The 24215-nt window shown below is 63.9% G+C and carries 24 protein-coding genes; 15 read left to right on the top strand and 9 right to left on the bottom strand.

The window, feature by feature from the left end:
• Positions 1–35: 35 nt before the first annotated feature.
• On the bottom strand, positions 36–1898 hold the full coding sequence (locus CLU94_RS27100) for an amidohydrolase (protein WP_099667960.1): 1863 nt from the start codon (positions 1896–1898) through the stop codon (positions 36–38).
• A gap of 418 nt (positions 1899–2316) precedes the next feature.
• Here CLU94_RS27100 and CLU94_RS27095 point away from each other — a divergent pair, with 418 nt between their 5' ends.
• Positions 2317–2721 (top strand): ribonuclease domain-containing protein, encoded by a 405-nt coding sequence (locus CLU94_RS27095; protein ID WP_099667959.1) that lies wholly within the window; start codon positions 2317–2319, stop codon positions 2719–2721.
• A gap of 244 nt (positions 2722–2965) precedes the next feature.
• On the top strand, positions 2966–3613 hold the full coding sequence (locus tag CLU94_RS27090) for a hypothetical protein (RefSeq protein ID WP_143451571.1): 648 nt from the start codon (positions 2966–2968) through the stop codon (positions 3611–3613).
• Between the two features lie 18 nt (positions 3614–3631).
• Here the strand turns inward: CLU94_RS27090 and CLU94_RS27085 are convergent, their stop codons facing one another.
• Positions 3632–5137 (bottom strand): anion permease, encoded by a 1506-nt coding sequence (locus tag CLU94_RS27085; protein ID WP_099667957.1) that lies wholly within the window; start codon positions 5135–5137, stop codon positions 3632–3634.
• A 264-nt stretch (positions 5138–5401) separates the two neighbouring features.
• Here CLU94_RS27085 and CLU94_RS27080 point away from each other — a divergent pair, with 264 nt between their 5' ends.
• Together CLU94_RS27080 and CLU94_RS27075 are read left to right on the top strand one after the other, a co-directional pair.
• The gene (locus tag CLU94_RS27080; protein WP_257219022.1) at positions 5402–6547 is read left to right on the top strand and encodes an acyltransferase family protein; all 1146 of its coding nucleotides are present in this window, start codon (positions 5402–5404) and stop codon (positions 6545–6547) included.
• 233 nt (positions 6548–6780) lie between these two features.
• The gene (locus tag CLU94_RS27075; protein WP_035818959.1) at positions 6781–7554 is read left to right on the top strand and encodes a ferredoxin--NADP reductase; all 774 of its coding nucleotides are present in this window, start codon (positions 6781–6783) and stop codon (positions 7552–7554) included.
• A 69-nt stretch (positions 7555–7623) separates the two neighbouring features.
• Here CLU94_RS27075 and CLU94_RS27070 read toward each other — a convergent pair whose 3' ends face one another.
• Entirely contained in the window at positions 7624–9270 is a 1647-nt protein-coding gene (locus CLU94_RS27070) for a phosphoethanolamine transferase (protein ID WP_099667956.1), read from the bottom strand.
• A 217-nt stretch (positions 9271–9487) separates the two neighbouring features.
• On the opposite strand from CLU94_RS27070, the gene CLU94_RS27065 reads away from it, so the two are divergent.
• Both CLU94_RS27065 and CLU94_RS27060 read left to right on the top strand, forming a co-directional pair.
• Positions 9488–10078, top strand: coding sequence for a type 1 glutamine amidotransferase family protein (locus tag CLU94_RS27065; protein WP_099667955.1), 591 nt, complete (start codon positions 9488–9490; stop codon positions 10076–10078).
• A gap of 105 nt (positions 10079–10183) precedes the next feature.
• Complete coding sequence (locus CLU94_RS27060; protein ID WP_099667954.1) at positions 10184–11530, top strand: S41 family peptidase; 1347 nt, start codon at positions 10184–10186, stop codon at positions 11528–11530.
• Between the two features lie 5 nt (positions 11531–11535).
• On the opposite strand, the gene CLU94_RS27055 is transcribed toward CLU94_RS27060, so the two are convergent.
• From CLU94_RS27055 to CLU94_RS27045, 3 genes are all read right to left on the bottom strand, one after another.
• The gene (locus CLU94_RS27055) at positions 11536–13008 is read right to left on the bottom strand and encodes a serine hydrolase domain-containing protein (protein WP_218965323.1); all 1473 of its coding nucleotides are present in this window, start codon (positions 13006–13008) and stop codon (positions 11536–11538) included.
• 85 nt (positions 13009–13093) lie between these two features.
• Positions 13094–13423 carry an immunity protein Imm33 domain-containing protein gene (locus CLU94_RS27050; protein WP_099667952.1) on the bottom strand — a complete coding sequence of 110 codons (330 nt, stop codon included), beginning with the start codon at positions 13421–13423 and terminating at the stop codon, positions 13094–13096.
• Between the two features lie 7 nt (positions 13424–13430).
• Positions 13431–13805: a hypothetical protein gene (locus tag CLU94_RS27045; RefSeq protein WP_143451570.1), complete on the bottom strand. Its 375-nt coding sequence runs from the start codon at positions 13803–13805 to the stop codon at positions 13431–13433.
• Between the two features lie 307 nt (positions 13806–14112).
• Here CLU94_RS27045 and CLU94_RS27040 point away from each other — a divergent pair, with 307 nt between their 5' ends.
• The 9 genes from CLU94_RS27040 to CLU94_RS27000 all read left to right on the top strand — a co-directional run bounded on the left by CLU94_RS27040 (position 14113) and on the right by CLU94_RS27000 (position 20223).
• Positions 14113–14298: a hypothetical protein gene (locus CLU94_RS27040; protein ID WP_099667950.1), complete on the top strand. Its 186-nt coding sequence runs from the start codon at positions 14113–14115 to the stop codon at positions 14296–14298.
• A gap of 204 nt (positions 14299–14502) precedes the next feature.
• Positions 14503–14688 carry a hypothetical protein gene (locus CLU94_RS27035; RefSeq protein ID WP_099376727.1) on the top strand — a complete coding sequence of 62 codons (186 nt, stop codon included), beginning with the start codon at positions 14503–14505 and terminating at the stop codon, positions 14686–14688.
• A 64-nt stretch (positions 14689–14752) separates the two neighbouring features.
• Positions 14753–15766 (top strand): ATP-grasp domain-containing protein, encoded by a 1014-nt coding sequence (locus CLU94_RS27030; RefSeq protein WP_099667949.1) that lies wholly within the window; start codon positions 14753–14755, stop codon positions 15764–15766.
• Entirely contained in the window at positions 15748–16614 is an 867-nt protein-coding gene (locus tag CLU94_RS27025; protein ID WP_099667948.1) for an SDH family Clp fold serine proteinase, read from the top strand. Before CLU94_RS27030 ends, CLU94_RS27025 begins: the two co-directional genes overlap by 19 nt.
• A complete protein-coding gene (locus CLU94_RS27020) occupies positions 16608–17129 on the top strand; it encodes a MauE/DoxX family redox-associated membrane protein (RefSeq protein WP_099667947.1) in 522 nt (173 codons plus the stop codon). The genes CLU94_RS27025 and CLU94_RS27020 overlap by 7 nt, the downstream gene beginning before the upstream one ends.
• Positions 17129–17683, top strand: coding sequence for a hypothetical protein (locus tag CLU94_RS27015; RefSeq protein ID WP_099667946.1), 555 nt, complete (start codon positions 17129–17131; stop codon positions 17681–17683). The genes CLU94_RS27020 and CLU94_RS27015 overlap by 1 nt, the downstream gene beginning before the upstream one ends.
• Positions 17680–19452, top strand: coding sequence for an ABC transporter ATP-binding protein (locus CLU94_RS27010; protein WP_099667945.1), 1773 nt, complete (start codon positions 17680–17682; stop codon positions 19450–19452). Before CLU94_RS27015 ends, CLU94_RS27010 begins: the two co-directional genes overlap by 4 nt.
• A gap of 11 nt (positions 19453–19463) precedes the next feature.
• Positions 19464–19865, top strand: coding sequence for a GFA family protein (locus tag CLU94_RS27005; protein WP_099667944.1), 402 nt, complete (start codon positions 19464–19466; stop codon positions 19863–19865).
• Positions 19866–19974: 109 nt separating this feature from the next.
• On the top strand, positions 19975–20223 hold the full coding sequence (locus CLU94_RS27000) for a DUF3297 family protein (protein ID WP_010398340.1): 249 nt from the start codon (positions 19975–19977) through the stop codon (positions 20221–20223).
• A gap of 65 nt (positions 20224–20288) precedes the next feature.
• Here CLU94_RS27000 and CLU94_RS26995 read toward each other — a convergent pair whose 3' ends face one another.
• From CLU94_RS26995 to CLU94_RS26985, 3 genes are read right to left on the bottom strand one after another with little or no spacing between them, the layout of a single operon-like run.
• A complete protein-coding gene (locus CLU94_RS26995; protein WP_099667943.1) occupies positions 20289–21173 on the bottom strand; it encodes an HvfC/BufC N-terminal domain-containing protein in 885 nt (294 codons plus the stop codon).
• Entirely contained in the window at positions 21163–22089 is a 927-nt protein-coding gene (gene bufB / locus CLU94_RS26990) for an MNIO family bufferin maturase (RefSeq protein ID WP_099667942.1), read from the bottom strand. The genes CLU94_RS26995 and bufB overlap by 11 nt, the downstream gene beginning before the upstream one ends.
• A complete protein-coding gene (locus tag CLU94_RS26985) occupies positions 22089–24113 on the bottom strand; it encodes a ferritin-like domain-containing protein (protein WP_099667941.1) in 2025 nt (674 codons plus the stop codon). The genes bufB and CLU94_RS26985 overlap by 1 nt, the downstream gene beginning before the upstream one ends.
• Positions 24114–24215 lie beyond the last annotated feature (102 nt).

Raw genomic sequence — 24215 nt, 5'->3', positions numbered from 1 at the left:
CTGCAGCTATCGGGGGCTGTTACGTTTACAGCCGCTTATCGCGTCACGGCCCCTGCGGATGTGGCGGCGCTGTGTACTTGCACCCCTGCCAGCCAGGTTTCCTCCACGACGATGTCGCGCAGCTTGCGCACGTTGTCGTCCAGCGGGTCTTGCGCCAGGATCACCAGGTCGGCCCGCTTGCCGGCTTCCAGCGAGCCCACCAGATGATCCATGTGGCAATGCCAGGCGGCATCGAGCGTGACGGCGCGCAATCCCGCCATGCGGCTGATGCGCTCATCCGGATTCAGCACCTCTTTCCCTGGCGCACCTTCCATGGTGCGGAACACCGCCTGCTCCATCATGCGCAAGGGGCCCAGCGGCGAAACGAAATGGTCCGAGTGCAAGCTGATGTGCATGCCCGCATTCAATGCCGAGTGGCAACGATCCAGCAACTGGGCCCGCTCCCGGCCAAAGATGGTCTGCTGGAAGGTGTGTCCCCAATAGCCGACGTGGCCGATGAGGAAACTGGGGTTCAACTGCAGTGTCGCCATTTTCGTGATGGCCTCATCATTCAGCAGCGAGGCGTGCTCGACGCGCAGGCGCAGCTGGCGCCGCTTTTGCGCTTCCTCTTCGCTGATGCCGCCGGGTCGTGGCGTCAGTACCTTGTCGTAGCTGTGCAGCACATATTCCACCGCCTTGTCGCCGTTGGCGTGCACCAGCACGGGCCAGCCGCGCCCCACCGCCTTGTCCAGCATGCGGGAAAACACGGACGTGTCGGGGTAATTGCTCAAACCGGTGGGCGGCACCTCAGGTATCGAATGGTCATGCGAGCAGGCATAGGGCTGGCTCTGGTAACCGGTCAAGCCCTGGTTGGAGCCGTCCGCGATCAGCTTGATCGCCTTGATGCTGAAACGCTGGTCGCCGTGATTGTCCAGGTCCGGCTTGTAATGATCGAGCCAATTGTCCAGTGCCTTTTCGTCGGGTTTGGTGAACAGCGCGGCGCCGATGCGCACGGGACCGAGATGGGCCGCCAGCTTGAGCAAGCCGATTTCCACCAGCGGCGCATCGGTGGCGCCCAGGCCCGCGTCGAAGACGCTGGTAAAGCCCATGGCCGAGGCATTGTCCAGCACCTGCTTCAGGCAAGCGATAAATTCCGGCAGCTTGGGCAGCGGCGCAACCAGCAGCGCCTTGGCGATCCTGATTTCGGTCAGCACGCCGGAAGGGCTGTCCTCGATGTTCGCCGCCTTCAGTGCCGCGGTATTGAGATAGGCCAGGTGGCCGGACGAGTTCATCAGCAAGATGGGCACCGTGCTGCTCAGCTTATCGAGCTCGCTGGCGGTGATGTCTTCCCACGACTGCATCAGCGAGGGATCGACGCCGAAGCCCAGCACCCAAGGGTTGCCTTTCTTGTCTTTCGGCAGCTGGTCCGGCTGCCCCAGCGCCGCGCCAATTCGCCAACTGATGCTCTTGAAACTGTATTCCGGATCCAGTTCCTGCTGCCGGGGTGCGCTCAGGAACGGCGTGAGCGACAGCCAGCTCTTGTACAGCGCGCTGGGCAGGATGTGCATATGGGGTTCGACGAAGCCTGGCAGCAAGGTGCGGCCGTCCAGGTCCACCTCGCTTGCCTGGTGCGGCTGCATGGCCTGGCGCACCTCGTCCAGCGTGCCGGTGGCAATGATGGTGCCGCCGGCGATACCCAGCGCCGCCACCTGGTCGCTGCCATCCGCGGCCATGGTATGAATGTTACCGTTATGGAAAATCGTCGCTTGCGGCGTCAGTTTCTGGGCGTGCTGGGGATATGCCTGCTGGAACGCCGCGTCCAGTTCACCGCTGAGTGCGGTTCCCGTCAACAGGCCGCTTGTCAGCGTAGGCAGGTGTGGCAGGTTGCAGCAGGCGCAACCGAGGTGGTCATGGCTCATGCAGATTCCTATCAGAGGTTAATGATTTAAATCAATGAAGTCATCCTTTATTCCGGCTCGAATATACCCAACAACAGAATATCGGGGAAACGCGACGCCTGGACTGGCTTGCTTGTTGCCAGTAACTTCTTCGAAGCATAACGAATTGCCGATCAAAAAAACTCAAACATTGTCACGTCAATGCAAATGGCGGCGCGGCTGCTTTCCATTCCTTGTCCTGCTTTTATTTTCTGCAATGTCTCCCATATAGTTTCCCTGAAGTAAATATATGGTTATTTATCGAAGAGTGACAATTGAATAGTAATTTTTTTAAAAATACTACTATATTCAGCATTGCAGTGATGACACCGGCCGCCCGGATTCCGGCCGCATCCGCAATAGCCCATCCATTGAACGCAGCACCAACGAAAGCTTACCGATGAAAATTCAACGCGCAACAACCTGGTCGCTTGGTCTTATCGTGGCAGGCGCCCTGTTCTCTTCCCAAGCCTATGCGGCGAAAATCCCCGATTGCGGCAAAAGGGAGCCGAGCAAAACCCTGCCCACCCCGCAAAATAGCGAATACGATGCATACCGCAACGCGAAAACGAGCGCGGTGGCGGGCGGTCCGGGCAATACCGTCTTCAATAATAATGAAAAGCGTCTCCCTGCCGCCGGCAAGGACGAGATTTATTATGAATATTATCTGGGTATCGGCGGCGATGGCGGAGCAGGTTCGCATCGCGCGGTATTGCTCGTGCAGACTCCGGCGGGCAAACGCAAGCTGGTGGAACGCTATTACACGCAAGACCACTATGCTTCCTTTTGCAGCCTGAAGAACTAATCGTTCTTTATTAATTTCCTGCATTATTCAAGCGGCTCAGGTAAATACCTGGTGCCGCTTGAAATACCCGCATATCAGGTTCGATATTCAACTGCGCCGACTGCGCTTATTTAATAGATATTAGCGCAGGTCCGCAAAACAGGCTTTGATCTACAACAACTCATCAAGCGTGCATGCCGGAACCGCCCGCTTGCGTATATGATGCCGCCTGGACAAGATGAAATGGAAAGGCTGGCGGCGGAGAATGACAACGATCACCGGGCGATTGCAGGAATGCGGCATCGATGCGGCGCAGGCAGACGCCCTCGCGCAGGATATTCAACACAAGAAATATGGTCCCTTGCTGCAGCAGTTGCTGCTGCGCGGCCTGTGGTCCGACGTCGTCGACGAGTCCATGCCGCAGCCGCAATGGCTGGAACGCTGGCGCGAACTGGGAGAATCAGGCTTTCCCTTCATCAACTCCCCTGCCCTGCAGCGCTTGCTGGACGCGGGCGTCGACGTGCACGACCTGACGGACGTCGTGCGTTCCGCGCAGGTATTGACGATCTATAACATCGCCCAGCTGATCGACGAACCTTGCCGCGACCTCGGCTACGATCTGGAGGAAACGCCCGATCTGGCGCTGGCGGCCGTGGACGACGCCGGCATCACGCACCGTTACGGCAGCCTGCATGATGCGCTGGAAGAAAACGACCCGGCGGGCCGCCACGGCCAGCCCCGTACACTGGAACTGCGCCAGTTCGGCGGCTTGCCGGGCGAATTGCAGAGCGAAATCAAGGACTTGCTGGCGCAAAAGGCGTGGTCGCAGGCGGCCGCCCTGTGGAAGCGCGCCGCGGGCGGCGAGCTCAAGCACTGCCTGGCGACGGTGCAGAGCCTGGCGCGCCAGCTGTAGCGGCGGTGATAGCCTGCATTACCAGTAGCCGAGCACTTTCCACCAGGTGGTGCCCACGACGGCAAAGATCAGCAGTTCCACCACGCACATGATGAAGCCGACGCGCCACCAGTTGCCCATCGTCACGAAGCCGCTGCCGAAGATGATGGGCGACGTACCCGTCGCATAGTGGGTCAGGGTCATCATGATGGCCGAGCCGGCCGTCATCATCAGCATGAACGGCACGTGGTATTCGGCCGGGATCAGGTGCAGGCCCACCGTCAGGAAGGCCAGCAGCATGGCGCTGATGTGGGCCGTCGTGCTGGCAAAGAAATAATGCGAGAAGACAAACACCAGCACGAGGACGCCGGCGATCGGCAGCCAGTCCATGCCGCTGGCGATAATCGCCGCCTTCATGCCGCCCGAGAACCAGGCGATCACGCCCGTCTTGTTCAATTGCTCGGCCATCATGACGAGCGCGCCGAACCACACGAGGGTATCCCAGGCGCTCTTTTCCGACAGCACGTCATCCCAGTCGATGGTGCCGGTAATGATCAGCACGAACAAGCCGACAAAGGCAACGACCGTCGCATCGAGCGAAAACGCGGGACCGAACAGCATGGCTGGGACGTTGGCCCACAGCAAGAGCAGCAAGGCGAAGGTGCCCAGCATGACTTTTTCCGACGGCGACAGCGGGCCCATGCTTTTCAATTCCGCCTTGGCATAGGTGACGGCGTCGGGCGTGGCTTTCAGTTCCGGCGGCGACAGCCAGTAGATGATCAACGGCATCGCCAGCAGGCAGACCAGGCCCGGCAGCAGCATGCACAGGGCCCAGGTGGTCCATGTCAGGTGGAAAGCCTGGCCGCTGGCCTTGGCCACGAAGTCGACCACCAGTGGGTTCGGCGCCGTGGCCGTCAGGAACATGGCCGACGTGATCGGGTTGGCATGGTAGTTGACGAGGGCCAGATAGGTGCCGACTTTCTTTTCCGTGCCCTTGGCCGGGTCCGAATCGAAGGCGTTGGCGATCGACTTCATGACGGGGTGGACGATGCCGCCGCCGCGCGCCGTGTTACTTGGCGTAAACGGTGCCAGCACCAGTTCGCAAATCGCCAAGCCATAGCCGATGCCCATGGTGCGCTTGCCCAGCAGCGAGATGAACAGCAAGCCGATGCGGCTGCCCAATCCCGTCTTTTTCAAGCCGCGCGAAATCAGGATCGCCACGACGATCAGCCAGATCAGGGGATTCGAAAAACTGCTGAGCGCATCCGTGATGGCGCCCTTGGACGAGGTCGACGTCACTTGCGACAGTGACACGATGACGATGGCCATCATCGCCATCACGCCGATCGGCATGACTTTCAGGATGATCGCCAAAATCGTGGTGAGGAAGATCGCCACCAGGCCCCAGGCCTTGGGCGTCAAGCCATCCGGCGCCGGCAGCAATAGCATGCTCACCAGCAAGACCGTGCAAATCAGGGCGGGGACGAGGCGGAATGGGACGGCTTCCTTGAAATGCAGGAACATGTCGCGCACTGTTTTATACATCTTTATTACCTTTCGCTGTGGGCCGGGCATCGTGGCAACACGCAATCGTGCACGCAGATTCATGGGGCTGGAAGGCCACAAAACGCCCCCGCGAGATGACAGATGCCCAACAATTCTGTTCGGCAATATCATACACGCAAGACTTCCCCGCCCCCCGCTCCGATACGGCAGCGCGCGTCCTTATCTTCAAAATCATTGACCGGCAAGCGACACTTGTCACATAATTGCCCCTTGCGTCGCCAACCATCTTGCGAAGGACTCATATTGAATATCCGGAACAGCCATATCGACGCGCTGCGCGGCGCCGCCATCCTGTGCGTGCTGGTGCTGCACTTTGCGCTCGCCTACGGTTTGAAGAACAGCCCGCTCGAAGTCCTGCCATCCTGGCTGCTGCGCGCCGCCTACCAGGGCAATTACGGCGTGACCGTGTTTTTCGTCATTTCCGGCTACCTGATCACCTCGACCTCGCTGCGTCGCTGGGGCGACCTGGCGCGCATCGACCTGGCGGCGTTTTATGCCTACCGCATCGCGCGCCTGCTGCCCGCGCTGCTGCTGGCCCTGTCCACTATCGTACTGCTGGGCGTGCTCGACGTGCCCTTCTTTGCCAATTCCGATGGCGGCAAGGACTTGCCCGCCAGTTACTTCGTCATCGCCATCGCTTCCGTCCTGACCTTCTGGCACAACGTGCTGATGCAAAGCGCCGGCTATTTCAATTACTGCCTGAACGTGTACTGGTCGCTATCCGTTGAAGAAATGTTCTATCTGCTGCTGCCCCTGTCGTGCCGCGTGCTGCGCCAGCGGCACTGGATCATGCTGCTGTGCGGCGCCGCCATCGCCGCCGGCCCCGTGTACCGCAGCCTGCATGTGGGCAACGAGATTTACTTCATGTACGGCTACCTTGCCTGTTTCGACGCCATCGCCATCGGTTGCCTGACGGCCCTGCTGACGCAACACTGGCAACCGGGCGCGCGGGCCGGGCGATTCTTGCGCTGGACGGCGGGCCTGGCCCTGGCGGCCCTGTACGTGCGCGGCATCGGCGGCCATGAGGTGTTCGGTTTTACGTGGGTCGCCGTGGCCGGCGCCGCCTTCATCGCGGGCGCCACGGCGGGCCAGGCGGCCGGCCGGGCCCTCCCCGGCCCGCTGCAATGGCTGGGACGGCACAGCTATGAGCTGTATTTGTTCCATATCATCGTGCTGGCCGGCATGCGCAATCTGGTCGACAAGGCGGGCCTGGGCTACGCGGAACGGCTGCCTTGGCTGGCGCTGTTCCTGGCAGCGACGGCGCTGGCGGCAGCCCTCGTGGCCCGCTACGTGTCCGACCCGGCCAATGCCGCCCTGCGCCGGCGCTTCCGGGGCGCCGCCACGGCCGCGCCGGCGTGCGCTGGCGGCAGCCCTGGCGCGGCGCCCTGAAAAACTGAGCCAGGTCAAGAGTCCGCATGCCCGCAGCCCGTTTACGGGCGAATTCCAGCCCGATCTTGCCAGCCGCACTATAATGTTGGCACCGTGTGCGGCAGCATTGGCGGCGATAGACGGTAACAATTTCGTGTGGAGGCCGGTACAATAGCGTCTGGGCCTACACAGGGTTTCACTTTTGCCAGCAGTTGCCAGCAACTAACCATTTTTTTGACCAGCCAACAAATACTATGAGTTCGATGAATGAAGAGCGCGTTTTAAGCGTGCACCACTGGACGGATACCCTGTTCTCCTTTACCACCACGCGCGACCCGTCGCTGCGTTTCTCGAATGGCCACTTCACCATGATCGGCCTGCGCGTCGACGGCAAGCCATTGCTGCGCGCCTACAGTATCGCCAGCGCCAATTACGAAGACCACCTGGAATTTTTCAGCATCAAGGTACCGGGCGGTCCGTTGACGTCGCGCCTGCAACACTTGCAAGTGGGCGACACCGTCATCGTCGGCCGCAAGCCGACGGGCACCCTGGTGTCCGACTACCTGCTGCCAGGCAAGCGCCTGTACATGCTGTCGACGGGCACCGGCCTGGCGCCTTTCCTCAGCATCGTGCGCGATCCGGACATCTACGAACGCTTCGACGAATTGATCCTCGTGCACGGCGTGCGCCAGGTCGATGAACTGGCTTACCACGACTTGCTGGAAGAGCATCTGCCGAAACATGAGTTCCTGGGCGAAATGGTCAGCGACAAGCTGCGCTACTACCCGACCGTGACGCGCGAAGACTTCCGCAACATGGGCCGCATTACCGAACTGATCGAAAACGGCAAGCTGGCCGAAGATCTGGGCGTGCCGGCGCTCAATCCTGCCGAAGACCGCGTCATGATCTGCGGCAGCTCGGACATGCTGCGCGACCTGAAAGAAATGCTGGAAGCCCGTGGCTTCAAGGAAGGCAATACCTCGACGCCTGGCGACTTCGTTGTCGAGCGCGCGTTCGCCGAGAAGTAATCCGCAAGACCCCAGGGGGCCCGGTCCCGCCGCACACTGCGGCGGCGCCGGGCCTTTTTCATTGCCGCGTCAGCGGGCCAGCGGCGCGGCGCGCTGGTAGCGCAAGCCATTCATGAAGCGCTGTACGGGCAAGAAAGCGCTGCTGAGGATATCGTCCTGCGCCGCGTAATAGCGCGTCTCGATCTTCAGCAAGCCCAGCACGGTCGCATCGAGCTTGTCCGTCTGGTAGGGCCGGTTTTCCAGCGCGGCGCGCGCCGCCGCCGATTGCGGCGCCTGCCGGTTATTCCAGATCAACATGGGAATTTCATAGCCGCTCTTGTCCGAGGCCGAATGGCCCGCGTGATTGCGGTTGTAACCCACTTCCTGCCCGTGGTCGGAAACGAACAGCAGCGACGCGGCGCGGTCGGTCTTGGCCTTTTCCGTCATGCCGATCAGCGTACCGAGCACATAATCGCCATAGCGGATGGCGTTGTCGTACTCGTCGCGCTGGCTGCGTATCCAGCTTGACCTGCCCTGGTGTTCCATCTGCGCGCTGACGGCGTCGTGCGCCCGGTCGAAATGCGCAAAGCGGCTGGGGTAGCGCATGTCATAGCTGGGATGCGCGCCCAGCAAATGCACGACGATGAGCTTTTTCGGCGCCTCGTCGCGCAGCGCATGGGCGAATGGCTGGAACAGGTTGCCATCAAAATTGTTTTCGCCACGGCCGGTGCCGTAGTTGATGAAGTCGCTTTCATCGGCCTCGCCCGCCAGCAGCCCGATCCAGCCATCGTTGCGCGTCTGGTTCGACACCCAGAACGTCTTGTAGCCGGCCGCCTCGGCCAGCATCAGCAAGTTCGGCTTGGCCATCCACGCATCGGGGTTGCCGATATCGGCCGGCGTGAGCATCGTCATCATCGATTCCACCGTGCTGGCGGCCGGCGAAATCACATCGTTAAATACCAGCAGTTTCGACCGCAGAGCGTCGAGCTGGGGCGTGGTGGCGCGCGGATAGCCATACAGCGACATCGAGGCGCGGTTGGTGCTCTCGCCGATCACCAGGATGACGGTGCGGGCATCCTCGCCCGCATAGCGCACGTTCCAGTCGCGCGGCGCGGCCATGGCCGCCGTCAGCGCGTGCTGCATGGACTTCATCGCCTCCAGTTGCGCGCTGTATTGCTGGTAGCGCAGCGGCCAGAACAGGGCCGGATTTTCGCGCCGCATGGTGGTATTGACGTGCAAGGACACGAGCAATGCGGCCATGAAGACGGCAAAGCCCTTTTGCGGCAAGCCCGGCGGCGTACTGTCGCGCCCGGCCTGCCAGCGCTGCAGCTGGCGGTCGGCCAGCAGCACCGCCGCCGTCACGAGCACGAACCAGCCGGCCGCTTGCGCCAGGGCGACGCTGTTGTGCAGGAAAAACTCTCCCGTCTCGGCTTGATCTGTCGCAAACATCGCCTGTAAAACCGCATTGGGATTCGGCCGCATGCCAAAATAGCCACGCAAGAAGCCCTTGATGGCGACATCGAGGTAAAACACGGGCACGACGACGCGCACCAGCACGGTAATCGCGCTGGCGCCGGCATTGCCGCGCCACGCATACAGCACGCCACCTACGCCCAGCAGGAAGGCCGCCAGCAAGACGCTCAATTTCAGGCATTCGTTCGCGCTTAACTGATCGAAGAGGAAGAACAGCAGCAGGCCAGCAATGCTGAACAGGACACGGCAAAACAGAATCAGCATGGCGGCGGCAAGTAGGAGGTAATCAACAGGCGTACATGGAACAGTGTCATGCCCGCGGTAACGGGCCTGCGATTGTAGCGCAGGCTGTTGCAACTCGTGCCATCATTTTGCGTGGGCTCCTGACAGAAATTGTCAGTGCTTTTTATTATGCTTTCGGCACCGACAGGCCAGCCAGCCTGTATTCATATTGATATCACCACCTGCGACAGGACTTTTCATGACACGTGCCATTACCATTCTGACCGAGAACTTTGCCGATTGGGAAACCGCCCTGATCAATTCCACGGCGCGCCTGTACTACGGCTTCTACACGCAGTTCGCCACGCCGGGCGGCTTGCCCGTCACTTCGTCCGGCGGCATGCTCGTCACACCGCAACTGGCGCTGGAAGAAATCAATCTCGAGGAACTCGATTTGCTGATGGTGTGTGGCGGCAGCCACTGGCAAAGCGGCAAGGCGCCCGACCTGGGCCCGTTGCTGCGCGCCGCGCGCGACAAGAGTGTCGTGCTGGCAGGCATTTGCGACGGCACGCGCGTGCTGGCGCAAGCCGGCGTGCTCGACACCGTGCGCCACACTTCCAATTCCGCCGACAACCTGGCCGGTACCGGCTATGCGGGCGCGGCCCTGTACCAGGACGTGCCGTGGGCCGTGGCCGACCAGCGCATCATCACGGCGCCCGGCACGGCGCCCGTCACCTTCACGCGGGAAGTCTTGCGGGCTCTGGACATCGCCGATGACAACCTGGCCGCTTACCTGGCCATGCACGGGGCCGAACATGGCCAGGCGGATCGTGCGCACCTGGCCGCCTGATGCCGCTCCCTGCCCGGCAATTTCTGCAGCACGTCACGGAATGACTGGCGTTCTGCGCCAGACTTGATTAAAGTGCATCCTTCATCGACACCGGGGAAGGATGCCATGAACCGCCTGAAGTACCTGTCAGCCTGCCTGATCCTGTCGTGCTGTGCGCCGCTGGCGCTGGCCCGGGGCGCCACCGTTCCCCCGCTGACGCCGGAACAGCTGCGCGCCGACCTGCGCTTCGTCCAGGACGCGATCGCCGCGACGCACCCGGAGCCGGGCTTTTCCGCCGATCCCGCCGCTGTGGGCCACGCCTACGCCGCCATCGCGGAACAGATGCGGGCGCCGATGTCGCCCGACCAGGCCTGGCGCTTGCTGGCCACGCTCAATCCCCTGTATGCCGATGGCCACCTGGCCATCACGCCGGCCGCGCCGCGGGCGCAAAGCCAGGCCTTCCTCGACGAGGGAGGGCGCTTCTTCCCCTATGAAGTCACGCTCGATGGCGCTGGCGGCCTGTACATCCGGGCCCTGCTGGGCGGCGCGCCGACGCCGCTGCAAGGCGCACGCATCACGCGCATCAATGGCGTGCCGGCCAGCCGCATCGTCGCCGACTTGCTGGCCCGCTGCCACGGCGACACGGCCGCATTTCGTGCCAGCCTGCTGTCGCTGCGCTGGCCCTTCCTGTACTGGAAGGTGCTGGGCGCGCCGGCCAGCCATGCCTTGCAGCTGGACGACGGCCGGGAATTGACGGTGCCCGGCACCGCCGCCCTGCCCGCCTATCTGGATAGCGATGGCAGTTTCGCGCAGCAATTCCGCTTCGAACTGCTGCCCGGCAAGGCCGCCCTGCTGACCCTGAACACCTTTGCCTGGCCTGACAAAGCGCAATTCACGGCGTTCACGGCCGATGCCTTCCGCCAGATGCGCGCGGCGGACGTGCGCACCCTGCTCATCGACGTGCGGGCGAATGGCGGCGGCAATGATGACATGTGGATCGATGGCGTGCTGCGCTATATCGCGGACAAGCCCTACCGCTGGGCCTCGACCTACCGCAAGAAGGTAATACGGGGACGCGACAGCGCGCGCGAAAAGCTGGGCGACGTCATCGATGGCGAGATCACCTCCTGGCAGCAGCCGCGGCTGGACGATCCCCTGCATTTTTCGGGCAACACCTATCTGCTGGTGGGCGGGCGCACGTATTCCTCCTCCATCCTGTTGAGCAATGTCATGCAGGACTTCGGCTTTGGCAAGGTGGTGGGCGCGGCGGGCCAGGCGCGCACGCGCCAGAGCGGCGGCACGCAGAATTTCGTGCTGCCCAACAGCGGCCTGGAGCTGGGCGTGCCCCGCTTGCTGTTCCAGCGCCCGTCGGGCGCGGCCACGCCCGTGCTGCTGCAGCCGGACATCGTGATGCCGGACAACCTCTACGATCCGCGCGCGCTGATCGATGCCGTGCTGAAGCTGGACACTTGACGAGCTTAACGGGCGGCCAGGCTGCGCAGGCGCGCCGCCGCGTGCGTATTGCCCGGGTCCAGCTCCAGCGTACGGCGGTAGTGCGCGACGGCCAGTGCCGTGCCGCCGTCCGCCTCATGCGCCTCGGCCAGGCTGTCGTGGGCATTCGCGCTGCCCGGCGCCAGCTGCACGGCCAGCTGCAGCACGGCGAGAGCCTGTTTCGTCCGCTGCTGCGCCAGCAGGCGGTAGCCCCAGGCATTCAAATCGTCTTCCGTGGGCGCGGACAAGCCGTGCTGGCGCCGGATGGCCACCAGCTTCTGCTCCAGCCCGTCGAAACCGCTGCTGGCCGCCTGCTTGCGCAGCAGGTGCGCGGCATACGCGCCGCCGCGCTGCTGGCGCAGGGCGGGAAGGTAAAAGCCGGCGACGGTATCAATCAGCTGTTCCGGCTGGCCGCCGGCCAGGTTGCTGAGGATAACGACGGCCAGGCCGTCGTCCGGATACACATAAAAGGCCGAGCGGGCGCCGCCGATGCCGGCCACGGCCCGGTGCGCATCGCGGCCGATGGCGGGCCAGCCCAGCGCCCACGCCCCCGGCTTGCCATCCTTCAAGCTGGTCGGCTGCCACAGCCGTTCCACGCTGGCGGGCGCCAGCAAGCGCCCAGACTGCAGCGCGACGAGCCAGTTGGCCAGTTCGCCCGCATTGCTGTTGATGCCGGCCCCGGCCCGCATGAACACGGGGAAATCCTCGATCACGTTGCGGTAACCCTTGCCTCCCCGGTCCAGCACGTAGGAACTGGCCTTGTTGGCGACTACGTCCTTTGCATCGCCAAAGCCGCTGTGCGGCATGCCGGCCACGTCGAATTGCCGGCGCTGGATGAAAGCGGTAAACGGCTGGCCGCCTTGCAGCTCGATCAATTGCGCCAGCAACACGTAATTGGTCTGGTTATAGCGGTAGCGCTCGCCTGGCTGGGCTTCCATGGGCAGCGCCTGCACGGCAGTCCACGCCGCAGCGGCATCATCCGGCTGCGGCCCCACGAGCTTGCCGCTGCGCTGGTCCAGCACGTCGGGCAAGCCCGAGGTATGGTTGAGCAATTGGGTCACCGTCACGGCTTGCCAGGCGGCAGGCAAGCCCGTCAGGTACTGGCCGATGGGTGCCGCCAGGTCGATCTTGCCCTCTTGCACCAGTTGCATCACGGCCACGCCCGCAAACGCTTTCGTTGCGGAATTGATGGAAAACAGGCTGGCATCCGTCACCGGCACCTGGTATTGCAGGCTGGCCAGGCCGAAATTGCGCGACAGCACGACCTTGCCATGCTGAATCACTGCCAGTTGCAAGCCAGGAATCTGGCGCTCCTGCATTTCGCTGCGCACAAAGGCGGCGATATCCTGTTCCGCGCGCAAGGCTTGCGGCTGGCTGGTGGCAGCGGCAGCCGCGGTGACGGGAGCAGCCACGGCAGCGAGCGCCATGACGAGCAGGAAAGACGGGAGGCGTGGCTTCAAGATAAGGCTTTCGACAGTTGAAAACGGAACAGCAGCATCCCATACCTATTTATCAACGTCAACGACAATCTTGCCGGTCGGAAAGTTACTCTTCCAGCCACACATCCTCATACCCTTCCCGGTCGAGGATGAACCTGGCGCCGCTGGGCAAGGCCAGGTAATCGACCACCTGCGGCAGCAGCTCGTGCAGGTGGTCCGCATGCAGGGGCTGGTAAAAGCCGCTGGCATCGTCGTGCTCGCCGCAGTGGATGAACCAGCTGATGGTGCCGTTTTCCGGCAGCACGATGCGCGTGCCGTAGATGGGCGACTGGTCCAGGCTGCCGATGGCGAGGGCCACCATGGGCTCGGGCGCTTGCACGGGCAAGCCGAATTTGTCGCAGATGCGCTGCTGTGTGTCGCTGATCGGTGCGGTCATGGTGTTCTCAGGATCCGATGTAGTGGTAATGGAGGCGCAGCGCGCCGTCGTGGCTGGACATTTCCAGGTGCAAGGTCGCCTCGCCCGGCTGGCCATCGGCCAGCAACAGGCATTCCAGGCCCAGGGGCCCGGCATCGGTGGCATACACATCGACGGCCACGCGGCCCCCCTTGCCCGGCACAAAGGCTTGCGCCAGCGGCGCCAGGGACAGCGCCTGGTTTGCCGCAAAATAACTGTCGAGCATCTCGATGATCTCGTCGGCCACGCCGGGCGACAGGCCCCAGTCGCGTTGCAGCGCAACAGGATCGCGCCGGTCGAGCGTCTGCACGAACGCGGCGGCCTGCGCATATGCCAGCTGCCGCAAGCTGTCTGTGATGGCCATGTCCATAGAGCGATTCCTGCCTTATCCATTCAACAGGCGCCATTATAGTGCGTGCCCGCGCGCATGGTCGATCCGTTTTTCATCGATAATCAGGCATATTGCCACCCATTTAAAATGGGCCGATATTATTTATCGCACTGCAATAATAAAAATGGCCTGCGTGATATTTGGTGAGTATTTCAAAAAGATAATAGCGAATACGATTCAATTCAAGTTGACGCTTATTTATTCCAGCGCTAAGATCGAATGGCCATATACCATGGCATACAACGCAAGCAGTACTTAACCATCACAAGAGGATAGTACAATGCAAAATCAAACCAAATTGTTCGCATTCAAACTGGCAGAGAAACAGGAACAAAAACCGGCGGCGCCCGCCACCGCCTGGAAAGTGCGCGACGGCGTCGCCGTGGCCGGCTGCACCGCGGTGCAAGCTGAGCAATACCGCGACTCTTCGCGCTTCCAGCCGAACGACCGCGGCCAGTATTGCTGATCCCCGGCACGCCATAACCCCCGCCAGGCGTGGGGGTTTCATTCAATCTTCCATATTCAAACTGGCGCCGGCGCCAATTCCGGCGCGGCTTTTCTGCGCGCAATGCATAAAGCCATATGATCGCCTTTCAATTGGCGATTCCATTTTTTAAATATGTATTTATCGGTAAAAACCGGAACATAACCATTCATAGAGGATATTCCCATGCATAAAGAAACCAAACTGTTCGCATTCAAACTGGCGGAAAAGAAGGAACAGGAAAAACCGGCCCTTCCCGCGCCCTGGAAGGTGCGCGACGGCGTCGCCGTGGCCGGCTGCACGGCGGTCGACAGCGAAGAGCAATACCGCTATTCGCGCATCGGTTCCAGCGATGGCGGCGAGTTCTGCTGATACGTTCCAGCTGAAAGCCTTGCCACGGCAAGGCTTTTTTCCTTCCCTTACGCAGGCCCCCTCCATGCACAAAAAGGTCTTGATCATCAGCCATAGCGGCGATCTGCACGCCGACCTGGTCGGATCGCTCCTCGCCGCCCGCGGCCATGCCCCTTTCCGTATCGACCTCGACGCCTTTCCCCGCGAGTACCAGCTGTGCCAGCGCGTGCAGGACGGCCGCGCCAGCGCGCGCCTGCGCCGCCTGCCCGACGGCGACTGGCTCGAATTGCAGGACGTGGGCGCCGTCTGGCTGCGCAAGGCGGCCGACTATGCCTATGCCAGCGCCGACCTGACGCCGCAGGAACGCGCCTATGCGCAGCTGGAAACGGAGCAAGCCGTCTTCAGCGTGCTGTACGGTCTCGATTGCTACTGGCTCAGCCATCCGCTGGCCTTGCGCGGCGCCCAATGGAAAGGCGAACAGCTTGCGCGCGCCGCGCGCATGGGCTTTCGCGTGCCCGCCACCGTGATCACCAACGTGCCCGACGACGTGCGCGCCTTCCGCGCAGCCGTCAAGGGACCCATCATTTTCAAGTCCATGTCCACGCCCAGCCTGGCCGCCGAGACGGTCGAGGAGGTTGACAGGGTCAGCGCCGGCATCGGCACCACCATCGTCGACGACGCCATGCTCGACAGCCTGGACGCCGTCGGCGAACTGAGCTGCCAGTTCCAGGAATATATTGCCAAGCAATACGAACTGCGGATCACCGTGATCGGCAAGCAATTGTTTGCCGCGCGCCTGTATTCCCAGGACGATGCCCGCACGGCCATCGATTCGCGCGACATGTCGGCCCCCATCCGCTATGAGGCGTGCACCTTGCCGGCGGAAATACAGCAGCGCTGCCTCGCCTTCGTGCACAGCTATGGCCTCGAATATGGCGCCCTGGACCTGATCGTCACGCCCGAGGGCGAGTATGTTTTCCTGGAAAACAATCCTGTTGGTCAATTCTTGTACGTACAACAACTGGTGCCCGCCCTGCCCCTGCTGGAAAGCGTGGCCGATACCCTGATCGAAGGAGCCGTATGCCGCAGCCCGACCTGAACCGGATCCCCGTCCAGCTGCGCGAGCTGGAACAAGTGCGCGACAGCCGCGCCATCGTCCTGGCCGCCTCGCACCTGGACATGGAATTGCTGCCCGCCTTGTACGAGCTGTGCCAGGGCATCGGCCCCGTGGCGCGCCTCGACGTCGTGCTGCACGGACGCGGCGGCATCGTCAACGCGGCGCGCCGCATCGCCCTCCTGCTGCGCCAGCATGCGCGCCACCTGAGCTTTATCGTGCCCTTCCACTGCCAGTCGGCCGCCACCCTGCTGGCCCTGGGCGCGGATGACATCATCGCGGGCGACCTGGCCCTGTTCTCGCCCATCGACCCGCAGCTCGAAGGCGCGGATGGGGGCGCCTTTTCCAGCCTGGACATCAAGGTCTTCGGCGACATGGCGCAGCAATGGTTCGGCGTGGATGCGGCCGAAGCGCGCCAGCAATCGCTGTCTTTGCTGTGCGGCAGCATCTTCCCCCCTTCCCTGACGGCCTTTTACCGCACCACGCTGGAACTGGGGCAGATCGGCGAGGAATTGCTCGCCTGGCAATTGCCCGATGCCACACCCGAGGCGCGGCGCGCCATCGTCGCGCAACTGGTGACGGGTTATCACTCGCACAACTATGCGTTGACGCGCGAAGAGCTGGCCCGGCTGGGCTTGCGCATGGAGCGCGATGCGCATGCCGAACGGTTGGGCTGGGCCATTTCGACGCAATTGCAGGCCAGCATAGGCGGCGCCCTGCGCAGCGCGCCGGACGAGCCGTGGACCGATGCCCTGCTGGCCACGCGCGACGGCGTGCAGCTGCGGCGCCAGCGTCCGGGCGGCTTTGCGCCCGTGTGGAGCACACAATGCTGACGTCCGTGCTGGCCACATTACTGGCCGACACCGCGCGCTATTGCATCGCCTTGCTGCTGCTGGCGGCCAGCGTGGGCAAGCTGCGCAGCTACGGCGACTTTCGCGGCAACCTGGCCACCTCGTTCGGCGTGCCGCCCGCCGCCGCCAGCCTGGCCGCGCCGGCCCTCGTGATGGCGGAACTGTCGCTCGCCGGCTGGCTGCTGGCCGGCGGTACCCACATACCGATGCTGCTGTCGCTCTTGCTGTTGACTACCCTCACGGCCGTCCTGGCCTGGCGCTACTTCACGCACAGCGTGGTGCGCTGCAGCTGCTTCGGCGAAGCGGCGCGGCCCGTGTCGCGGTACGACTTGCTGCGCAACGTGCTGGCGGTGGGCATCAACGGCGCCTACTTTGCGCTCGCGCAAGAAGCGACCTTGCCCGTCGCCACCACGGCATTGGCAGCTGGACTGGCTGCCATCGTCTGCGTGGCCACGATTTCCCTGCACGACATCGCCACCCTGGCAAAGGCCGACTGATGGATGCCACCACCTTGCAATGGGTGCTGGCGGCCCTGGCCTTTGCCGTCGCGGGCAATATCTGGCTAAGCCTGGCCGTGCTGCGCGCCGGCCGCCGCGAACGCATCGCGCCCATGGCGCTGGAGCCGGGCCAGCCCCTGCCCGCCGTGCAAGCCCGTCCGCTGGCTGGCGGCGCGCGCTTCCAGCCGGGCGCGGCCGGCCAGGCGGCCGTGCTGCTGTTCCTGGCCAGCCGCTGTCCGAAATGCGGGGAAAAGCTGGCCGGCATCGAGCGGCTGCTGCCGCTGGCGCAGGAAGCGGGCCTGGCCCTGTGGCTGCTCAGCGAAGAGCCGGCCCGCCGGCTGCGCGCCTTCTTGCCCGGCGACAGCCTGCGCTCGGCCACGGCGCGGCTTGCCCTGCGCGACTACCGGCGCGTGAATCCCCTGATGAGCTCGCCATCTTATGTCTTTGTTAATTACCAGGGACAAGTGGAAGCGGCCGGCCTGATCGGCGACGAAGACTGGCTGGCCCTCGTGGGGCAATTGCACGCCGAACCGTCGCAGGAGCGCGCCGCATGAGCCATTTGAATGTCGGCCCCCATCTCGAACGGCTGCGCCTGCTGTATCCCGTGCGCTGGCGCATCGCCGCCGGCTTGCTGTGCATGGCCCTCACCGTGGGTGCGCAGCTGGCCTTTCCGCAAGCCATCGCGTATTTCATCGACAACGTGGCGGAACTGACGCGGCGCGGCGTCACGCCGGGCATGGTGGCCGCCATGCTGGCCTTCAGCCTGCTGTATGCGCTGATCACGACCGCGCGCTTCTATCTGCTGCAGTCGGGCGGCCACATGATCGTCATGGGCGTGCGCCGGCGCCTGTTCGACGTGGTGATCAACCAGCCCATCGCCTTCTTCGACAAGCACCATGGCGGAGAACTGAACAGCCGGCTCACGTCCGACGTGTCGGCCCTGCACGAAAGCCTGACCATCGGTGCGGCCAACGCCCTGCGTTCGCTGTGCGTCTTCGTGGGCGGCATCGCCATGCTGCTGCATCTGTCACCGATGCTGAGCCTGCCGCTGGCCCTGTTCATTCCCGTCAGCCTGTATCTGGGCAAGTTGTCTGGCAGTAACTACCGGCTGCGCGCGCGGGCCATTTCCGCCAGCCTGGCCGCCAGCGGCAAGGTGGCGCAGGAATACTTTGCCCATGCGCGCCTGGTGCAGGCGTTCAACCAGCAAGGCGGCGCCATGGCCCGCTACGCGCAAGCCATGCGGCAATTGCTGGACGTGTCCCTGGCCGGCACGCGGCTGCTGGCCGTGTTCCAGGGCGCGCAGGGCTTGCTGGCCTTCGTGGCCCTGCTGACCACCCTGTGCTTCGGCGCCCACCTGATCGGCCAGGGCCGCTTGAGCGTGGGCGAGCTGACGGCCTTTGTCATCTATGCCAGCATGGTGACGGACACGGCCGGCTCCATCAGCGAATTCTGGAACACGTGGATGCGCACCATGGGGTCGACCGACCGCATCTTCGACATCCTGCGCAGCCACCGCGCCGTGCCCGAGGCGCCGCCGCAGCCGCCGCTGGCCGGCCATATCGCGCTGCGCGACGTGCGTTTTTCGTATCCCGAGCGCGCGCAAGTCATGGCCCTCGACGGCGTCAGCCTGTCCATCCGCGCGGGCGAGAAAATCGCCCTGGTGGGCGCCTCGGGCGCGGGCAAGTCCACCATCGCCAGCCTGGTGCTCGGCCATTACCGGCTTGACGGGGGCAGCCTGCAATTCGACGGCATCGATGCGCACGTGCTGGGCGTGACGCAGCTGCGCCGCCAGATGGCCGTGGTGGAGCAGGAACCGGCCCTGTTCTCCGGCAGCATCGCCGACAATATCGGCTTTGCCGTGCCGGACCGCCAGGTGACGCGCGACGAAATGCTGGCGGCGGCGCGCCTGGCGCACGCCCACGATTTCATTGCGGCCTTTCCGGACGGCTACGAAACCCTGGTGGGCGAACGGGGCGTGCAATTGTCCGGCGGACAGAAGCAGCGCATCGCGATCGCCCGCGCCATCCTGCGCGCGCCGAAAATCCTCATCCTGGACGAAGCCACCAGCGCGCTCGACGCCGCCAGCGAACAGCAGGTGCAGCTCGCCCTCGATACCCTGATGCAAGGACGCACCACCATCATCATCGCCCACCGCTTTTCCACCATCGTCAAAGCGGACCGCATCATCGTCATGGACAAGGGTCGGATTTGCCAGCAAGGCACACACGCCGAGCTGCTGCGCGCGGGCGGCCAGTATGCGCGGCTGATGCAGCAGCAGTTGTCGCAATTCCAGCAGTTGCATGACAGCACGGCAACGCTGTAAAGTAAGACACGATGAAAAAAACCTGTCATGGCAGTTGCCACTGCGGCGCCGTGCGCTTCGCGGCCGAGATCGACCTGGCGGCGCCCAGCCTGCGCTGCAACTGTTCCTATTGCCTGAAAATCCGCTGCTGGGCCAGCCAAGTGCCGCCCACGGCCTTCCGCCTGCTGGCCGGCGAGGCGGACTTGAGCGAGTACCGCTTCGGTGCCGGCCGCGAACGCCATTACTTTTGCCGCCACTGCGGCGTGCGCCTGTTCGGCCGTGGCGATTCCGCCCGCAGCGGTCCGTTTGTCGGCATCGGCGTCAACTGCCTCGACGATGCCTCGGCGGCCGAACTGGCCCGGGTGCCCGTGACCTTTGTCGATGGCTTGCATGACGAGTGGAATGTTCCGCCGCAGGAAACACGGCATCTGTAGGGCGTAGGCATCGCTGGGAAGGGAAATGCGGGAGCGCCGCGCCGCGGCCGGCCAGATAAGCATGCGCACCCCGTTGTCTGGATCGGCATTCTGGGCGATAATTACGCCCATGAACGATACCACCACCTTACCCCCATTGCCCGATCGCCTGTCGATCGACCCCAGCAGCCCTTACCACGTTGCAGCCGTGTTCGAGAACGACGTCGGCATCCGCTTCAACGACAAGGAACGTCTTGACGTAGAAGAATATTGCATCAGCGAACGCTGGATCAAGGTCGCTTCCACCAAGTCGCTGGACCGTCGCGGCCGTCCGCTGCAGATCAAGCTGAAGGGCAAAGTCGAAGCGTTTTACCGCTAAGCAACGCATTCAACTGTCATCGAGGCCGATTTTCATCGGCCTTTTTTGCGTCCGCCGCTTGTTGTTCAAGCATCGCAGGCGACCAGACCGGCCGCGGCCGCCATGGGCAGCCACAGCATGGCGTCGGCCAGCACCTCGTCCGGCGCCCTGCCGCTGGACTGCGCCGCCTGCCGCGCGCACTGCGCCAGCGGCGCGCCGCCGGCCAGCGCTTGCAGCCAGTAAAATTGCCAAGGCTGCAACTCTTGCATGGCAAGCCGGTAATGCATGCGCGTGATGGCGACAAAGGCGGGACTCGCCTCCGGCTGGGCCGGCACGGCGTCGCCGGGTGCGGCCTGCGCCTGTTGCCAGTAGTCGCACAGGGGGAAGGACAGGGCCAGCAGCCGCGTGCACGGCGCCAGGCGCCAGGACGGTGTATTTCCTAACAGCAAGTCCAATCCGCACGGCAGCATGGGCGGCGCCAGCTTTTCCAGGCCCGGCGCCCTACCCGCCTCGCTGCGCGCCCGTTCCAGCTGCGCCAGTTCCACGGGAAAGCGCAAGGCAGCCCCTTGCGCGCCGGCGGCACGCTGGCTGGCGGCGAGAAAATCGGCAAAACCGCCGCCCAGGTCGTACAGGGTCGCGGAAGCGGACGGGTGGCGCCAGACATAGGCGCGCGCAAAGAAGGCGAACAGCTCGTCGCCCATGACCTTGCGCAAGACGGGATAGTCGGCTTGCAGGCATTCGAGCAGGCGCAGCACATAGCCATCCGCATGGATGTACAGCGGCGCCGGCCCGCCCCTGGCCCGTTTCAATACTTGCTCCTGCGTCAAGCCATGGCGCTCGCTGGCCAGCTGGACGCCGCGCGCCGCGCCGCCCGGCGCCGTCATCGCCGTCAGGAACCACGCCTGCAATTGCGCCAGCGGTGCGCGGGCGCCGCCGGCCCCCTCCTCGTCCCCGGACGCGCTATGGCGCATGGGCCGCCTCCAGGTGAAAGCCCAGCGGCGCGGACACGGCGGCGGCAGCCGTGGCGGGCGCCGCATCCGCGAATTCTCCCCGTTCGGCCGCGCGCGCCTTGTCGAGTTCGGCCAGCAGTTGCGGATACGGGGGAATGCCGGCATCCCATTCCAGCAGGGCCGATACGCCGCCCGTCAGCCGCTGCGCCAGCGCGTACAGACGCCATACGGCGGCCGGCACGGGTGCGTCGTGGGTGTCGATCAGCATGGCGCCGCACACGGTCGGCCCGGCCAGGTGGATCTGCACGATGTGCGCGTGCGGCAACTGGCGGATGTAGGCGGCCGCGTCATAGCCGTGGTTATGCGCGCTGACGTGGACATTGTTGACGTCAAGCAAGATCCCGCACCCCGTATCCTCGGCCAGGCGGCCCAGGAATTCCCATTCCGGCATGCTGGACTGGGCAAACTCCACGTAGGTGCTGGGGTTTTCCAGGACCAGGGGACGGCCCAGGAATTCCTGCACTTGCCGCACGCGTCCCGCCACGTGGCGCAGGCTGGCCTCGTCCAGCGGCAACGGCAGCAAGTCGTGGCTGTTGAGCGAGGCGGCGCCCGTCCAGCACAGGTGGTCGGAAATCCACGCGGGCCGGATCTCGCCGGCCAGCTGGCGCAGCTTGCGCAGGTAGCCGAGATTGAGCGGATCGCTGCTGCCGATCGACAGCGACACGCCATGCATGACGATGGGCACCTGCGCCGCCACCTGCTCCAGCACATGGCGCGCATAGCCGTGGTTGTCGATGAAGTTCTCGCTGATGATCTCGAACCAGTCCACCTGCGGACCGTGGCGCAGGATGTGTTCATAGTGCGGCGGGCGCAGCCCCACGCCCAGGCCCAGGTTCGGCAAGCCCAGGCGTGGCGGCACCCCATGCGTGGCCCGCATCAGGTCGACGGCGGCAAGGCCAGGCGCAGGTCGGTGGGCGGCGGCGGCGCCCCCACCGGCGTGCCGCGCGCCGCCATCACCTTGCCATAGGCTTCCCAGGCCTTGTCGTAGACATTGTCGCCCAGCGCAAAGCTCATGGTCTGGCCCAGCGGAATGCTGCGGTGGTCGGGCGCGGGGCCGAAATCGTACAGGGTCATTGTGGCGGGCTCGGGCGGTTCCTTGCCCGAGGTGTTCGGATACAGCTGCGAGGCCGAAATCGGCACGGCGCAGCCGCCGAAGCCGCCGCATTTGTTGTCGCTGGGCGCGCTGTAGACCTTGTCTGGCTGCGGCGGAGGCGGCGGCACATAACACGGCGTGCCCGGCGACGCGGCCAGCTTGACCGAATGGCCGCAGGACGAGCCGCCCGTGTCGGCCTGGGCAAAGCCGCAGCCGCCCTGGGCGTGGCAGCCGTTGGAGCCGCGGCAGGTGTGGTAGACAGCCAGTGCGGCGCAGGTGGACGACGCTTCGCCCTCAAGGTGCATGCCCTGGCAGGCGTGGTACAGCACGCTTTTCTCGGCCAGCGGCACGCCCGTCGCCAGGTTCGGCGCCTGGCCCAGCACGGCCCAGCAGATGGCCATGCGGTCGCCCGCGCCCACCATCGACGGATACGGGAAGTCCAGGTCCTGGTTCAGCCAGTACTTGTCCAGCACGGAAGTGATGCCATAGATGGCGCCCGTGGCGACCGTGCTCAGCATCCCCAAGGTGCCGCTGCTATCCTTCAGGCGGTTCAGGGCGTCCGCCACGGCCGCCGGCGCCGGGATATTCTTGGGCGCGGTGGCCGGGTTGTAGCGCTCGTTGGTCAGCATGGCCTCGCTCCAGCGGCCCCCGTCCTGGTGCCAGCCGGCCCAGGTTTTCACGGGCAGCATGGCCTTCACCTGGCCGAAACGCTCGTAGTGGTCGAACGGGGCGCTGTCGTGGCGCGCCTGCGCGTCGCGCGATTCCGCATCCTTGCCATTGTTCGCGTAGGACGGATAATCGCACTTCAGGGCGGCCAGGTCTTCGCGGTAATCGGGCTGCACGGCCATCAGGCGCTGCGCCGCATCGCGGCGGTAGCGCTGGATGGCCGTTGCGCTGCCTTCGCCCTGGTCCGTGATGGCCGCCATCATGTCGATGGCCTTGTTGAACGAGCCCGTCTGGCCGCCATCCTGGTCTTGCGGGCCGAAACAGGTGTCGAACTTGGGAAATTCCGCCCGCGCATGGCCCTGCACCTGGCTGTTGAACATGTCTTGCTGCACCGAGCCGTTGACGAACAGTTTTTGCCACAAGGTCTGGCCATCCGCGTATTCGATGCCGATGTAGCGCGCATAACATTCGTACATGTAGCCGATGGTGCCGAACAGGGGCAGATCATGCACGTGCTTGCCCGGCGTCCAGCCCACGAACGGTACCTCGGGGAAATATTTAGTGTGGTTATGCTTGTCGAACTCGGCCAGCTGGGCCCGTGCCTGCTCCTCCGGCTGCTCGATGGCGAGGAACAGGTCGCACTGGTTGGCGTTCAGCTCTTCCAGGTTGACGCGCACGTGGCGGTAGCCGGACGTGTCCTGCAAGTCGACGATGTGCGGGATCACCGTGCAGCTCTTGCCATAGCAAGTCCAGCCATGGTCCTGCGATTGCAGCTCCGAACCCGTGAAGCACGGCGCCGTGCCGATGGCCGTGGCCAGGTTGGCCGCCATCTGCAGGTGCAGCATTTCCTGGATGAAGACGCTGAAGATGATATTGAAGGCCTTTTGCTCCGCCAGCTCGGGGCGGGCCGTGGTGCCCATGCCCGGCCACTGGCGGCCTTCGTAATACGTGATGCCTTTCGAGTTGATCTGGTGCGTACCCTGGATCGAATACATGGTGGCCATGTACAGGGGAATGGTGAACAGTTCGACGCTGACGGCCGCCTGGGCGATGGCGCGCACGGCGGCCTTGTCGGTGTCCAGCATGTCGAGCGGACGCCTGGTGATGGCGGGCTGGGTGCTTCCTAAAACGGGCATTTTCATTCTGTCTCTCCACAGGAAGGATGCGTTTCGGATATCGGGCCGCGCCGCGCCATCTGCGTGCGCCGATCACGGCACAGAAATCATACGCCTGAGAAAGATACT

The organism is Janthinobacterium sp. 13, assembly GCF_002749695.1.
Lineage (GTDB): Bacteria > Pseudomonadota > Gammaproteobacteria > Burkholderiales > Burkholderiaceae_D > Janthinobacterium > Janthinobacterium kumbetense.
Note: the sequence above shows the minus strand (reverse complement) of the source record. Positions and strands in the feature narration are given on the sequence as shown.